General features: G+C 55.5%; 14 protein-coding genes and 1 other annotated feature. Of the genes, 7 read left to right on the top strand and 7 right to left on the bottom strand.

Annotation, left to right across the window (positions count from 1 at the left end):
• Positions 1 to 98: 98 nt before the first annotated feature.
• The 3 genes from KTT_RS05920 to KTT_RS05910 are packed head-to-tail and all read right to left on the bottom strand — an operon-like array spanning position 99 to position 2,474.
• Positions 99 to 755 (bottom strand): ABC transporter permease, encoded by a 657-nt coding sequence (locus KTT_RS05920; protein WP_126595100.1) that lies wholly within the window; start codon positions 753 to 755, stop codon positions 99 to 101.
• Between the two features lie 12 nt (positions 756 to 767).
• Entirely contained in the window at positions 768 to 1,430 is a 663-nt protein-coding gene (locus tag KTT_RS05915) for an ABC transporter permease (RefSeq protein ID WP_126595099.1), read from the bottom strand.
• Positions 1,431 to 1,463: 33 nt separating this feature from the next.
• On the bottom strand, positions 1,464 to 2,474 hold the full coding sequence (locus tag KTT_RS05910; RefSeq protein WP_126595098.1) for an ABC transporter ATP-binding protein: 1,011 nt from the start codon (positions 2,472 to 2,474) through the stop codon (positions 1,464 to 1,466).
• Positions 2,475 to 2,892: 418 nt separating this feature from the next.
• On the opposite strand from KTT_RS05910, the gene KTT_RS05905 reads away from it, so the two are divergent.
• Complete coding sequence (locus tag KTT_RS05905) at positions 2,893 to 4,716, top strand: S53 family peptidase (RefSeq protein WP_126595097.1); 1,824 nt, start codon at positions 2,893 to 2,895, stop codon at positions 4,714 to 4,716.
• An 83-nt stretch (positions 4,717 to 4,799) separates the two neighbouring features.
• On the opposite strand, the gene KTT_RS05900 is transcribed toward KTT_RS05905, so the two are convergent.
• The gene (locus KTT_RS05900; protein ID WP_126595096.1) at positions 4,800 to 5,180 is read right to left on the bottom strand and encodes a cupredoxin domain-containing protein; all 381 of its coding nucleotides are present in this window, start codon (positions 5,178 to 5,180) and stop codon (positions 4,800 to 4,802) included.
• Positions 5,181 to 5,370: 190 nt separating this feature from the next.
• Positions 5,371 to 6,003: a class I SAM-dependent methyltransferase gene (locus KTT_RS05895; protein WP_218030839.1), complete on the bottom strand. Its 633-nt coding sequence runs from the start codon at positions 6,001 to 6,003 to the stop codon at positions 5,371 to 5,373.
• A 167-nt stretch (positions 6,004 to 6,170) separates the two neighbouring features.
• On the opposite strand from KTT_RS05895, the gene KTT_RS05890 reads away from it, so the two are divergent.
• Positions 6,171 to 6,488, top strand: a complete 318-nt coding sequence (locus KTT_RS05890) for a winged helix-turn-helix transcriptional regulator (RefSeq protein ID WP_126595095.1) — start codon at positions 6,171 to 6,173, stop codon at positions 6,486 to 6,488.
• Positions 6,489 to 6,506: 18 nt separating this feature from the next.
• Here KTT_RS05890 and KTT_RS05885 read toward each other — a convergent pair whose 3' ends face one another.
• Positions 6,507 to 6,965 (bottom strand): cupin domain-containing protein, encoded by a 459-nt coding sequence (locus tag KTT_RS05885; protein ID WP_126595094.1) that lies wholly within the window; start codon positions 6,963 to 6,965, stop codon positions 6,507 to 6,509.
• Positions 6,966 to 7,094: 129 nt separating this feature from the next.
• Positions 7,095 to 7,339: a binding site (T-box leader), on the top strand.
• Between the two features lie 47 nt (positions 7,340 to 7,386).
• On the opposite strand from KTT_RS05885, the gene proS reads away from it, so the two are divergent.
• The 4 genes from proS to argJ are packed head-to-tail and all read left to right on the top strand — an operon-like array spanning position 7,387 to position 12,330.
• Positions 7,387 to 8,838, top strand: a complete 1,452-nt coding sequence (proS, locus tag KTT_RS05880; RefSeq protein ID WP_126595093.1) for a proline--tRNA ligase — start codon at positions 7,387 to 7,389, stop codon at positions 8,836 to 8,838.
• An 18-nt stretch (positions 8,839 to 8,856) separates the two neighbouring features.
• Positions 8,857 to 10,602 (top strand): proline--tRNA ligase, encoded by a 1,746-nt coding sequence (locus KTT_RS05875; RefSeq protein WP_126595092.1) that lies wholly within the window; start codon positions 8,857 to 8,859, stop codon positions 10,600 to 10,602.
• A gap of 51 nt (positions 10,603 to 10,653) precedes the next feature.
• Positions 10,654 to 11,130, top strand: a complete 477-nt coding sequence (locus tag KTT_RS05870) for a GNAT family N-acetyltransferase (RefSeq protein ID WP_126595091.1) — start codon at positions 10,654 to 10,656, stop codon at positions 11,128 to 11,130.
• 36 nt (positions 11,131 to 11,166) lie between these two features.
• A complete protein-coding gene (gene argJ / locus KTT_RS05865; RefSeq protein WP_126595090.1) occupies positions 11,167 to 12,330 on the top strand; it encodes a bifunctional glutamate N-acetyltransferase/amino-acid acetyltransferase ArgJ in 1,164 nt (387 codons plus the stop codon).
• A gap of 261 nt (positions 12,331 to 12,591) precedes the next feature.
• On the opposite strand, the gene KTT_RS05860 is transcribed toward argJ, so the two are convergent.
• Complete coding sequence (locus tag KTT_RS05860; RefSeq protein WP_160145674.1) at positions 12,592 to 13,329, bottom strand: alpha/beta hydrolase; 738 nt, start codon at positions 13,327 to 13,329, stop codon at positions 12,592 to 12,594.
• Between the two features lie 207 nt (positions 13,330 to 13,536).
• On the opposite strand from KTT_RS05860, the gene KTT_RS05855 reads away from it, so the two are divergent.
• Positions 13,537 to 13,767, top strand: coding sequence for a hypothetical protein (locus tag KTT_RS05855; RefSeq protein ID WP_126595088.1), 231 nt, complete (start codon positions 13,537 to 13,539; stop codon positions 13,765 to 13,767).
• The last annotated feature ends 547 nt before the right edge of the window (positions 13,768 to 14,314 follow it).

Genomic DNA, 14,314 nt, shown 5'->3' with positions numbered 1-14,314 from the left:
TCCTCCTGAAAAATCAAACAATTACAGTATAAGGTCGATACAAGACACATTGAACGTGCCCCCATTGTATGAGGCGGCCTGTGTCTCGTGTGGGTTATTTATGAGTTTGTCTGAGCCTGAGCACGCAGACCCTGCGGGGTCAGGGCGCGCTGCAGCCAGCTCATGAATAATTCTACGGCAATGGCCAGTATCGCTACCGGAATAGCGCCGGCCAGAATAGCGACATTATTTAATCTATTCAATCCATCGATGATGTATTCACCATAGCCACCAGCTCCGATAATCGCAGCCAGGGTGGCGGTGGCGACGATCTGTACCGACGCGGTACGGATGCCAGCGGCGATGATCGGCAGCACCAATGGTGTCTGAATGCGGCTGATGATCTGCCACTGCGTCATGCCCATGCCACGGGCCGCGTCGATGATCGAGGGATCGATGCCGCGAATGCCCGTATAGGTATTGAGCAGGATCGGTGGAATGCCCAGCACGATCAAGGCTACCACCGTTGGCTTGAAGCCGACTCCCAGATAGGGGAGCGCCGCGATCAAGAACGCGATCACCGGAATGGCGCGCATCAGACCACTGAGATTGACGGCGATAAATGATAGGATGGCGCTGCGCGAGACGGCCACACCGAGCACCACCCCGATGATGATCGCAAAGAGGATAGAGACGGCGCAGATCTGCAGATATGCGATTGTATGTTCGGCAAACGCATTGCCGGGATCCTGAATAAAATTGATTAAATCGCCCATACTTCTCCCCTTCTATGCGACGGCGGTCGCGCTACGGCCCCGGCTCAGGAGCATCTGGACGCCGAGCAGCAGGATATCAGCAACAACGGCGAACAGGCTCATGAGGATCGCACCCGCGATGATAGCTTGCTGATCGCCGCTGGTGAGATTTTTGAAGATCAGGTCCCCCAGTCCTCCCTGGTCCACCAGCGAAGCCAGCGAGGCCGTTCCCACCGTGGTCACGGTGGCGATGCGTACGCCAGCGATAATCACCGGTAGAGCCAGCGGCAGCGTCACACGCCGCAGAAGCTGCCAGCGGCTCATCCCCATGGCGCGTCCCACCTCCAGCAGCAGCGGATCAATGCCATTGATGGCCGCCGCTGTATTGCGAATCAATACCAGCTGGGTATAGGCGACCAGCGGAATCATGATCGTCGCCAGACTCAGACCAATCGCCGGGATCGTGATCAGCAGGGCCAGCAGGGCGATGCCTGGAATGCTATAGAGCACGCCGGTAAAGGTAATGACCGGCGTATAGAGCCAGCGGTTGCGCGCCACATAGATCCCCACCGGTATAGCGATGATCAGCGAAATCAACATCGTCAATCCAACCAGGTAGAGATGCTGTAGCAGCAGGTATGGAATGCTTGTTGGATCGGTCAGATCATAGTTATAGGGACTCAGCAAGTATTTCATAGATCTCCTTTAATACATCAACCACAGGCATAGCTAAATGCTTGACGCGGCACGCGACTTTTCATCGTTGCGCAAATGCGTGATCGCCTGGTTAATATCGGGAAGGGTGATGTATCTGGTTTTTTCCTGGTTCTGGGGATCTTCAGTGGCAAGGGCGGGAGCATTGGTTTCGAGGAGTTTCAAGAGGGCGTCGAATAACGTTGCCTGATTTGAAATCGCGGGAACATCTCCCCAGTGCGCTGAAGATACGGCCTCTGGTCGATTGTCGAGTGTGCTGCCAATGGGTAGATACTGTAGCTGGCGCACGATATTATCCGCTCCCACCAGTTGACTGACAAACTCATCGGCAGGTTTCGCCAGCAGTTCAACCGGAGATCCCATCTGAATCAGTTTGCCCTGTGACATCACGGCAACCTGGTCGCCCAGCTTGAAAGCCTCTTCAATATCGTGTGAGACAAATAGAATGGTTTTATGCACATCGCGCTGAATACGCAGGAGCTCATCCTGCATACGCGCGCGCGTAATCGCGTCCAGCGCGCCAAATGGTTCGTCCATCAACAGGATCGCGGGATCTGTAGCCAGGGCGCGGGCCAGGCCCACGCGCTGCTGCTGACCTCCGGAGAGCTGACGAGGGAAGCGCTTGCGATAATCAGCCGGGTCCAATCCTACCAGGTCCAGCAGTTCATCTACCCGCTGGTTGATCTTTTGCTTGTTCCAGCCCCCCGCGATGTCGGCGGTCACGCGCACGTTTTCCGCGATCGTCATATGCGGAAACAGGCCGACCTGCTGAATTACATACCCGATGCGACGCCGCAACTGGATAGGGTTTTCCTGCAGCACATTTTTATTATCGAAGAGAATTTCTCCTGATGTTGGCTCGATTAAGCGATTCACCATGCGCAACAGGGTGGTTTTTCCCGAACCAGAGGTGCCTACCAGCATGCATGTGCTTCCTTCGGGAACCACAAAGGTGACCCCATCCACTGCCGGGGCATCCATTCCCTTGTAGCGTTTGGTTATGTTGTTAAATGCGATGGTTGTCATGCAGCCGTTTTTCCTCTCGCAATTAAAAATAATGAGCTTCCAATGAGCTTTTATTATACGTTATGGCAAAAGTTTTTGCTCACATGCCATAGCTTTTAACTTAACAATTATGGCATAATTATGATACGCAGGGCTAGCATGAATCGTCTCGCTTCTATGTATATATCGACCATATCACCACCGACTCCTATCCCGCTCTGGCCATATCTATGTAACAATTGTTACCCCAAGTGTACGTTAAAACTCAGCCAATTACTAGTCTTTTTGGCTACGGTAACCTCGAAAACTCGAAGCCTGACCACAATTCCCGTTTACTCTCATAAGTAGCCACTCGTACTCCATTTTATCCAGTGGCTTACACCTATAGACGTTATTTGTAGCCATGTCATGTACAGTTGGTTTTTAGCGGGAGAATTGCATGAAACATCGTCTCGTACAGATCCTGTGGTTGTGGGTGGTAGCTGCTGTGGTTATAGGAATGGCTATTGCTGGTATATCGATCGCGGTCCATGCTCAGGCGGAGCAGCGCGTCCCGATGGCGGGACAGTCCGTGCCGCTATTGAAGCAGGCCAGGAAAGCAGGGGAGATCGATGCCGGACAGATGCTCAATCTGTCGATTGGGCTGCGCCTGCAGCATCAAGATGTCCTGACACAGTTGTTGCGCAACATATCTGATCCCCATTCCACCCAGTATCATCATTTTTTGACGCCACAACAATTCGAGGCCCAGTTCAGTCCGACGGCCGATCAGCGTCAGCAGGTGGTTGATTATCTGCGCAGCCAGGGTCTGACGGTGGATAGCGTATCATCTAACGGTTTGCTGATCAACGCGCATGGTACGGCGTCTCAGGCGGAATCAGCCTTCCAGGTTCAGATGCAGAAGTACCAGCTCGGCTCGCGCACGTTCTATGCCAATGCCAGCGCGCCTATGATCCCTGCCGCTTTATCTACCGTCATCCTTTCAATCGGAGGTCTGGATGACAGCGTGAAGCTCCATCCGTTATCCTCTCTAGTTCCGACCCCGCGCGCTGGTTACGCCCAGAATGAGCTGGCTGGTGCCTATGATATCAATCCGCTCTACCAGGCGGGCGTGCAGGGAAACGGCCAGGCGGTGGCTGTGTTTGAATTAGATGGCTATCAGCCCGCCGATATTAGCCAGTTCGCCACCGAGCACCATCTTAGCCAGCCCAATCTGACCAATGTGCTGGTGGATGGAGCTAATGGCGCAGCCGGCGCGGGAGCGATCGAGGCGGAGCTCGACATCGAGGTTATTAACGAGATCGCGCCCCAGGCGCACCAGCTAATCTATGAGGGACCAAACTCGACGCAGGGCGTTAACGATACCTATAATCGCATCGTCACCGACAATCAGGCGCAGGTCGTCTCCGTCAGTTGGGGCGAATGCGAGGCGCAGTCGGGTTCGGCTGAGCTGCAGACGCTGGATGGCATCTTCAAGCAGGCGGCCGCGCAGGGCATCTCGGTCTTCGCGGCCGCGGGCGATTCGGGCGCCTATGATTGCAATGATCTGAACCTGGCCGTTGATTCGCCCGCCAGCGATCCCTACGTGACCGGTGTGGGTGGCACCCATCTGCAGCTAGCCAACGGCGGCGACTATGGCAGCGAGTCCGCCTGGAGCAGCCCGACCGATACCCAGCGTAGTCCCAATGGCGCCGGCGGCGGCGGTGGACTCAGCAATACCTTCAGCAAGCCGGACTGGCAGACGGGACCCGGCGTCGACAACCAGAGTAGCAACGGTATGCGCGAGGTACCCGACGTGGCAGCCGATGCCGATCCAGCCTCGGGCTACGCGGTCTACTGTACCGTCGCCGCTTCCGGATGCCCCACTTCGGGTGATGTAACCGTGGGTGGCACCAGCGCGGCCGCGCCCCTGTGGGCTGGTAGCGCGGCGCTGCTCAACGATTTCCTGCAGCAGCATGGTCAGCAGCGCGTCGGCTGGATCAATCCTATGCTCTACCAGCTCGCCAGTAATCAGCAGACCTACGCGCCCTTCCATGACGTTACCACCGGCAACAATCTGCACTACATGGCCGGACCCAACTATGACCTGACCACGGGCCTGGGTTCGCCTGATATCTATAACATTGCCCGCGATGGCATCAATGGCACCGCGACCGGCGGTACCATGCCATCTCCCACCCCAACCGTTGCCGCCACGCCTACAGATACGCCTCAGCCGACCGCCACGCCGGTGCAATCCCCGGCTACCAGCGTCCAACCCTGAAGCGGCCTGTCTGAATACAAACAAGAGCTCCTAACCTCATCAGAGGTTGGGAGCTCTTGTTTGTATAGAAATGTTCAGGTAGGTTATTTCACAATTACTGTCATCTTCATGCCAGGGTGGACCGTGCAATAGAGCTTGAAGGTGCCAGCCGTATTAAATGGTCCTAGTTTGCCGCTGCCGAAGCCATCAACCTGCATATTATTGACTTTAGGCGCGCCAGGCTCGATGGCGGGTTTTGGCGTACTATCATCCCAGGTGCCGTTAGCTATGACGTGGGGCGGAGCATCATCATTAATCAGCGTGATGATCTCACCCTTTTTGATCGTAATTGAAGATTGCGTGAAGCTGGTGCTATCCATATGAACGGGATTCGGGCCGGTCGCGGTATTGCCACCCATCGCGCAGGCCGAGATGAACACCGTAAAGAGGCTGAACAATATAAAGGCGCCAAACAATTTTTTCATTGCCGGTAGGTTGCTCCTGAAGCTGGTAAGGATGATGGTCTGTTTTCCCTGCCGCACCCGCTACCATCGTGGTTGCCTGTATGTCAGGAAGACAGCGTATCCTTATCTATCGATTAAACTCTATAGGGTATGGGTATCGCTGCCCCCTATTATAAGGCTCAACCACATCAAAAGGCTACCTGATTTTTCTCTAGGGGAAACTATGTAGGTGCCATGCGAACCGCCTGTAAATCGCCAATGGCCAGCGTCCGGTTCTTATCAGCTGATGCTCCATGCGTGTGCCCACCAGGGGCGTGCTGGCCTGCGCCTTCTCTATCATTTCTGGCTTGATAAAGCGGGCATCATAGATCCACAATCGACCTCCTGGTTTTAGCACACGATAGAGCTCGCGCAGAGGCTGCTCAAGCTCTTGCCAGTGATGCAGGCTGATCGTTGAGACGATCACATCAAAGCTGTGATCGGGATAAGGCAACTGTCTGACATCGCCAGTATCAAATTGCACGCGTTCATTGAGCTGCTCTAGTGTGGTTCGTTCACGCGCCAGCTGGATCATATCCGTTGATAGATCGACCCCGTAAACCTGAAGCCGGGGAAAAGCGCGGGCAATGTCTCTAACTAACACGCCTGGTCCTGTTCCTACATCCAGCACTTTTCCTCCATCGAGCTGAAGCGCGGCCAGATCTTTGATCACTCGTTGATACAGGGGCCTGGTCAGGTGGACCATCGTGTGCTCATAGACACGGCTCCCCCAGCCGGTAAACAGAAAGTTCAGGTGGCTTAAGTGGCGTGACTGCTCATGGTTTCCGATCTTATGACTGTGCATCGTATTGCTCCTGATTGAACTGGAAGAGAGACGAAAAACAGAACATTTCGTCTCTTCCCTCGTATATCATTAGATACAATCAATGTAGCTGACCGTGGGAAAGCGAACAAGTACGCAAAATATTTTGACCAGGGAGAGCGTAATGTTCTCCTCAAGGAGGAAACCAGATGATCCAGCCAAAGAAAGCTACCAGGTGTCCGGCCGGCATTATCAGCGTCGGTGGGAGGCTAAAGCTGCGCATCTGCTACTATTTGCTTGATGGAAGCAGGCGCTTCGGTGAATTGCAGCGCCTGCTTCCAGAAGCCAGTAGGCAGATGCTCACTCTGCAGCTGCGAGATTTAGAGCAGATGGGATGGGTTCACCGGCAGGTATATGACCAGGTGCCCCCAAAGGTTGAATATTCGCTGACCGACCTGGGCCGCGGCTTCGAATCCATGCTGCGCCAGTTCAATGCCTGGGGCGAGCAGTGGAATCTGGAATTTTAATTTCAGGACCTTGCCGATTTATGAGCCGTGGGTGGTATCATTGGCCTGCTGTTGCTCTGTTGAGGTCGGTTCCAGGTTGACCACGATCGGGTCCTGTGAGTTGCGCACGATGACCCACTGGGACGGTTCGTTGCCGGGATTGAGCTCCTGATGGGGCACAAAGGGCGGTACATAGATAAAGTCGCCCGGCTCAACATCGGCGCTGAACTCCAGCTGCTCTCCCCAGCGGATCTGTGCGTGGCCAGAGACGACGTAGATGACGGTCTCCAGTTCGCCGTGGTGGTGCTTGGCGCTGGCTACATGAGGCCCCACATTGGTGACGCCTGCCCAGATTCCCTGTGAACCCGCCAGCTCTCGTGAAACGGCCGCCACGCGCTGCATCCCCGGCGTCTGGGGTGTATTGCTATCAAACTGGGAAGGCTTGATCACGCGCACTCCCCCTGTTGGTGGCATTTGCTCCAGATTGTTAGAACCCATGAATATGCTCCTTTCCTGAATGAGACGGACGCAGGATTATAGCACCGGGATGATCGAGCGTCAAGGGAAAATAATTGCTTGACACACCAGGGGGGATGGTGTATGCTTTGTTTAATTAAAAAGAACAACCTTAACGCGCTGATCAGGACCAGTAAATGCTCTGGGGATCGCACAGCGAGCCGAGATAGTGCAAGTCGGCCGATGAACCGGCATTGAACCCACCTGAGAGCGTCGGTATAAAAAACCTGACCGGGCCCCCTTCGCCGTTATCAGAAGGCGCGGTTCATAGTTGACCGCATGAGTGGAGCTGTTGTGCGCGTTTGCGTCCGCGGCTCAATTGAGGTGGTACCACGGGTTATCTGCTCGTCCTTGTGAGAAGGACGAGTTTTTTTATGCTCGTTTATAGATAGAAAGGACTTATATGGTCAACGATGAGAAATTTGTGGAAGATATCGTCGATCAGGACGATAATTTTTCACAGTGGTACAACCAGGTGGTGCGTAAGGCCGAGCTGGCCGATTATGCGCCGGTGCGCGGCTGCATGATTATTCGGCCATATGGCTACGCGCTGTGGGAGAATCTGCAGCAGAAGGTGGATGCACGCTTTAAAGAGACCGACGTGCAGAACGCCTACTTCCCGCTGTTGATTCCGCAGAGCTTTTTGCAGAAAGAGGCCGAGCACGTTGAGGGCTTCGCGCCCGAGGTAGCCTGGGTGACGCGCGGCGGCGGTGAGGAACTGGAGGAGCCACTGGCCATCCGTCCGACCAGCGAGACGATTATCGGCAATAGCTTCTCCAAATGGATTCAGAGCTACCGCGATCTGCCACTGCTGATCAACCAGTGGGCCAACGTGATGCGCTGGGAGAAGCGTACCGCGCTCTTCCTGCGTACATCGGAGTTCCTGTGGCAAGAGGGACATACCGCCCACCGTACGCCGGAGGAGGCCGAAGAGCGTACCCGTTTGATGCTTGAGGTCTATCGCTCCTTCGCCGAAGAGGATGCCGCCATCCCGGTCATCCCAGGTCGCAAGAGCGAGAACGAGAAGTTCGCCGGCGCCCTGCGCACCTATTCGATCGAGGCTATGATGGGTGACGGCAAGGCCCTGCAGTCCGCCACTAGCCATAACCTGGGTGACAACTTCGCTCGTGGCTTCGATATCCAATTCCTGGATGCTGATAGCCAGCGCAAATACTGCCACACCACCAGCTGGGGCATGAGCACACGCATGATCGGCGCCCTGATCATGGTCCACGGCGACAAGTCGGGCCTGATCCTGCCGCCGCGCCTGGCTCCATACCAGGTTGTGATCGTGCCGATCTGGCGCAAAGAGAAAGAGAAGGAAGCCGTTAACGAGCTGGTCAACCGGGTCGAGAAGATGTTCAAGGGCAAGGTGCGCGTCAAGGTTGATCGCAGCGAGAACACGCCAGGCTGGAAGTACAACGAGTGGGAGATGCGCGGTGTGCCGCTGCGCATGGAGATCGGTCCTCGTGACGTGCAGAACAACAACGTCATGCTGGTGCGGCGCGACAACCGCGTCAAAGAGCCGGTCTCGGTCGATGCCCTGGAGCAGCGCCTGCCGGAACTGCTGGAAGAGATCCAGAAGGCCCTCTATCAGCGCGCGCTGGAGTTCCGCGAGCAGAATACCTACACCACCGACAGCTATGACGAGTTCAAGCAGATCATCGCAGAGAAGCGCGGCTTTGTGCGTGTGAAGTGGGCCGAGGATAGCGCGGCCGAGCTGGCGATCAAAGAAGAGACCAAGGCAACGCTGCGCGTGATTCCATTTGATCAACCAGAGGGCGGCGTGCAGGGCAAGTGTATCTACACCGGCAAGCCGGCCACCTGCGAGGCCATCTTCGCGCGTGCCTACTAGTCTCATGCAGGAGTAACTATGCGCAGTTCGCAGCTTTTAACCACCACCTTGCGTGAAGCCCCGCGCGAGGCCGAGGGGGTCAATCAGGAACTATTGGTGCGGGCCGGCTTTGTACGCCAGCTGACCTCTGGCGTCTATAGCTTCCTGCCCCTGGGCAACCGCGTCTTGCAAAAGATCGCGACCATTATCCGGGAAGAGATGAATCGGATCGGCGGGCAGGAGGTGACGATGCCCGTCATTCAGCCCAGAGACCTCTGGGAGGTCAAGCCGGCCGATGGCGGTCCCTCGCGTGCCGAGGCCGTCGATATCCTTTTCCAGTTGAAGGATCGCAGGGGACGCGATATGGTGCTGGGTCCAACCCATGAGGAGATTGTGACCCTGCTGGCCAGAGAGTTCGTGCGCAGCTACCGGGATCTGCCACAGTTGATCTATCAGATCCAGGTCAAGCTGCGCGACGAGCCACGTCCCCGTGGTGGTCTGCTGCGTACCCGCGAGTTCCTGATGAAGGATCTCTACAGCTTTGATGCCGATGAAGCATCGATGGATAAGAGCTATCGCGCCGTCCGCGAGGCCTACCAGGCCATCTTTACCCGCTGCGGCCTGCGCTTCATCGTCATCGATGCCGATAGTGGCGCCATCGGCGGCAAAGATTCGCAGGAGTTCATCGCTCTGACCGACGCCGGCGAGGACGACGCGGTTCAATGTGATCGCTGCGGCTACGCCGCCAACACCGAGAAGGCCACATTTGTGCGCAGCGAACTGGAGCGTCAGCCCGAGGCCCCTCTTGAAGAGGTCTACACGCCGGGCTGCACCACTATCGCCGACCTGGCCGAGTTCCTGCACATCCCGACCTCCCAGACCATGAAGGCGGTCCTCTACAGCTCGGGCGGCCGACTGATCCTGGGCTCTGTACGCGGCGACCTGGAGGTCAACGAGGTCAAGCTGATCAACGCTCTGCGCCGGGCCGGCATCAATACCACTGATCTGCACATGTCCACACCCGAGGAGCTGCAGCAGGCGGGTGTCGTCGCCGGCTTCACCTCGCCGATCGGGAAGAGTCCGGACATCTTTATTCTGGCCGACACCTCGCTCAAGACCGGCAGCAATTTTGTCGGCGGAGCCAATCGCGTTGACTATCATATAATGAACGTCAATTATCCGCGCGACTTCCGCGTGGATGCCTGGGAAGATATCGCCTCGGCCTACGAAGGCGCGCAATGTGTCCACTGCGGCGGCAATCTGCACGTGATCCACGGCAGCGAACTGGGCCATATCTTTAAGCTCGGTACCCGCTACAGCGTGCCCTTTGGCGCTACCTTCCTGGATGCCCAGGGCAATGAGCAGCCCTTGTTGATGGGCTGCTACGGCATCGGCCTGGGACGCGTGATGGCCATCGCCGTTGAGCAGAGCCACGACGAGAAGGGGATCATCTGGCCCTTTGGCATGGCCCCCTATAACCTCTCGCTGCTCGGGCTCGATCTCGACAAAGGGGAGAACAGGGAGATCGCGGAGCAACTCTACCGTGACCTGCAGGCCGCCGGCGTCGAGGTGCTTTTCGACGATCGCCTTGAGAGCGCGGGCGTCAAGTTTAACGATGCCGACCTGATCGGTCTGCCCTTGCGCGCCGTGGTCAGCAAGCGCTCATTGAAAAATGGTGGCATTGAGCTCAAACGGCGCAGCCAGAAGGAGAGCCGCATCGTGCCCCTGGTTGAAGCTGTTCAGGTGATTCAGCAGGAGATCGCGGCCGGTCTCAATTATTCGTAGATTGTCCAGTATATTCGTGGGAGCATTGACATTATCAAGGAACGATCACAGATGGCGGTAACCATTCGTGAAGCACGCCTGGAGGATAGCGGCGCCATCACCACTATCCTGCGAGCCTTGGGTTGGTCAGAACATATCCAGCAACAGACATTTGCGGAGACGCAGGCGCAGATCGAAGAGTGGTTTGCCCGCTTAGAAAACGAACAGACACACACCATTTTAGTGGCGGAACAGCAGGGCCAGGTTGTGGGCTATCTCGCGGTTCACTGGTACTTCCATCTGATGCGTGGCAGTGACGGCTACGTCTCAGAACTGTTCATCCATCCCGATCAGACGGGACATGGGATAGGAAGTCAACTCCTCGCCACTATAGAAGAGGAGGCGCGCCGACGTGGCTGCACACGTCTTATATTGATGAATCGCCGCATTCGCGAATCATATGCGCGCCAATTTTACATCAAGCACGGCTGGGAAGAACTAGGCGACGCTGCTTTCTTCTCCCTCACCCTACCTGCTACCTCCAGATAGCAGTGAGAAGCATCCGAAACGAGAGGAAAGGTGCCCATGCAATCACTCCCTTTCTATCCACGAGGATTTCGCTCGTGCGCGAAAAATGTTGGCATTCGAGATAACACGCTCGACTTTACAGTTATCGCCTCTGATGTGCCGGCGGCGGCGGCGGCCATGTTTACGCAGAGCCGTTTCTGTGGGGCCGCTATCACCGTTGGCCGTGAGAACGTTGCCAATGGACAATTGCAGGCATTTGTCATCAACAGCAAGAACGCCAATGTCGCTACCGGCGAGGAGGGCCTGGCCAACATCCGTGAAGTGGCGCGCCTGGTGGCCGAGGAATTGGAGATCCAGCCGGGAGACGTCCTCCCTTCCTCCACCGGCGTCATCGGTTGGCAGCTCCCAATGGATAAGTTGCGCAATGGCATACGGGGCGTTCGCTCCGAATTGCGTGAGGGACAACTGCATGTCTCGGCCCACGCCATCATGACCACCGATACGCGACCCAAGATGCGGGCCAGTAAGATCGGCGATGCCGTCCTGGTCGGCATGTGCAAAGGGGTCGGAATGATCGAGCCGGACATGGCTACCATGCTGGCCTACTTCGTGACCGACGCGGCTGTCCCTGCCGATCAGCTCAAACAGTGTCTGCACCAGGCCGTCAACCACTCTTTTAATATGGTCAGCGTGGATACCGATACTAGCACCAGCGATACCGTCGCCATCATGGCTAACGGCATGGCCGGTGAAGTTCCCCTCGTCGATTTCCAGCGCGCCTTGCAGGAGATGGCCATCGAACTGGCCCAGGATATCGCCCGCGACGGCGAAGGCGCCACCAAACTGCTCGAAGTCACCGTTGAGGACGCCGCCTCCTTCACGCAGGCCAAACGCGTCGCCAAGTCAATCGTCAACTCCCCCCTGCTCAAAGCGGCCATCTTCGGCAACGATCCCAACTGGGGCCGCGTCGCCATGGCGATCGGCAAATGCTACGAATACACCGACATCCAGCCCGAAAAGGTCAGAATCGCCTTTGGGGATCTCGTGGTCTACGATGGTCGCGCCCTGGGACAGGAAAATCTGCCCCAGCTTCAGGCCTATCTCAAAGGATCAGAAGTGGTCATTCGCGTCTCCCTGCACACTGGCAGCGAGCGCGCTACCGTCTGGGGCTGCGACCTCTCCTACGAATACGTCCGCATCAACGGCGAATACACCACATAGATCCTCTATCACACAACCTCTCGAAACAGGCCTGGACGCGCCCGCTCATATATCGGGCGCGTCCCCCCTTCATAAAACGAAAATGCTACCGTAGGTTCGGCCCTTGCGGCGATTTCCTCTCCACGTACACCTATGTCCCCCGTAGGTTCAGGGTTTCCTTTTGCCTTATCTCCTTGCAAAAATATGACGCACTTCCCTATAGTGTGGAATACGCATACGCATAATGCGTATTCCACACTATAGGGAAGTGCGCATGCAACATCAATGGATGCTCTGGAGAAATTGTAGCGTCTGGGACAGGATCTGGGCGCGGGCGTTCTCGCGTGAGATACCAGCTTCTCCATCCCCGGGCTGATGGCCATATTCGCCGAAGTAGCTATGGATGCCGCCCTGGATGACCACGTATCGAGTGTCAGCTGGCAGCAGCGGCTTGCTAGCCCTGATGCTGGCGGGCGTGGCCAGACCGTCGTTGCTACCGGAGATCGAGAGGACCGGGATGCTGGCGATCTGCTTCGAGATATCGGCCGCCGGATAGGAGGCATAGAGCACCAGTCCTTTAATTTGATTGGGATGGGTAGCGGTGTAGATGCTGGCGCTTACACCTCCCAGCGAATGACCGCCCAGCACCCAGTTGTGGATGTCGGGATGGGCCGCGATCACATTAGCAGCGCGATCGTTACCAAAGAAAGCAAAGCTAAATGGCATCTTGACGATGTACGTCGCGATCCCATGCTCGGCCAGGCTATGCATATAGTAGGCATAGGCGCGCGGATCGACCAGGGCACCGGGATAAAAGATATAACCGAGGGTGGCTTTTTGCGCGGGTTGGAAGGCGATGACATCGCTGGTCGTTGTGACTGTAACCGCGTTTCTACTTTTCATCGCGCTCAACGCGGGCTCTGTTGCTGGCATAGGTTTAAAATAAGAGAGCAGATAACCGACGCCCAGGATGAGTAAAATGAGAAGCACGCGTCCAGCATTGCTCCATACTTTGCGCATAATCGTACCTTTTATATATTCGGGGACAAAAGAAATGAACGTGAGAACCTCGTCAGTATGTACATTATCATACATCTATATTGATAAGCAAGCGGCTGTTATTTTATAGAAATTATGTTATAATGAAATGCGATATAGGACTCCGCATGCCTTTCTATCCCGCATTTTTTAGTGATCCCAAAATCAGAAGAGAGGTATCTGTAAGCCATGCAGGCAAAATTAAAAAACCATTGGTTCTCGCTTACATTAATACTGCTAACCGCGCTCTTATTTCTCGAAGCCGTTGTCTTATTTGCCAGCGATTTCGATGCGATTGTAACTGGACAGCCGGCCTATGAGGTCTCTTTAGTTGTGGTTGGCCTGGTCTCTTTGATGACGTGTTGCTGGTTATTGGTGCGTTCGCAGCGTGGGATCGCTATGCGCAAAAAGCCCATCTGAGCATAGGATCTGCATCGAACATATCCAATTGATCAAGGGTGCCATTCATATTTCCTTGCCGCGTTCTCTCCGCAAAAATTGAATGGCACTCATTGATCAAAAAGAGCTTGCTTTATTTCAGCCTGTCAGCTATACTTGAAAGAAGAAACCTTCACTTGACTTCTACTTCAAGAACGGTGTCCTATGAAAGAAACATTGATTCCAGGCACACAAAAAGGCCGCTACATCCCGAAGTTCTATGTCTTCCGTGGCTTTCACCTATCTACCTGCTATCCCTGAGCCCCTCTCCTGGCAGGGTCAACGCTCCTGGGCTCTGTTGACATGCCGACTTCTTTACGTTCCTCTCGCCTGTTTACCTGTTGCTTGTATTGTTTTGCATGCTTAGTGCTGATAATTAGCGCGGGAACAGACTGTCTTTTTTCTTTGCTTCTGATGGGTCAGGCCCATTGGTGAAGAATCTCATGGCACCTATCCATGAGGATAGGTATCACTATATCCACAAGCACTGCTAGCTTGCTTTATATGCGGGCATCAATGTGTTGTCGAT

The sequence above is a fragment of the Dictyobacter aurantiacus genome (assembly GCF_003967515.1).
Taxonomy (GTDB): Bacteria; Chloroflexota; Ktedonobacteria; order Ktedonobacterales; family Ktedonobacteraceae; genus Dictyobacter; species Dictyobacter aurantiacus.
This window is presented reverse-complemented; position numbering and strand designations above follow the sequence as displayed.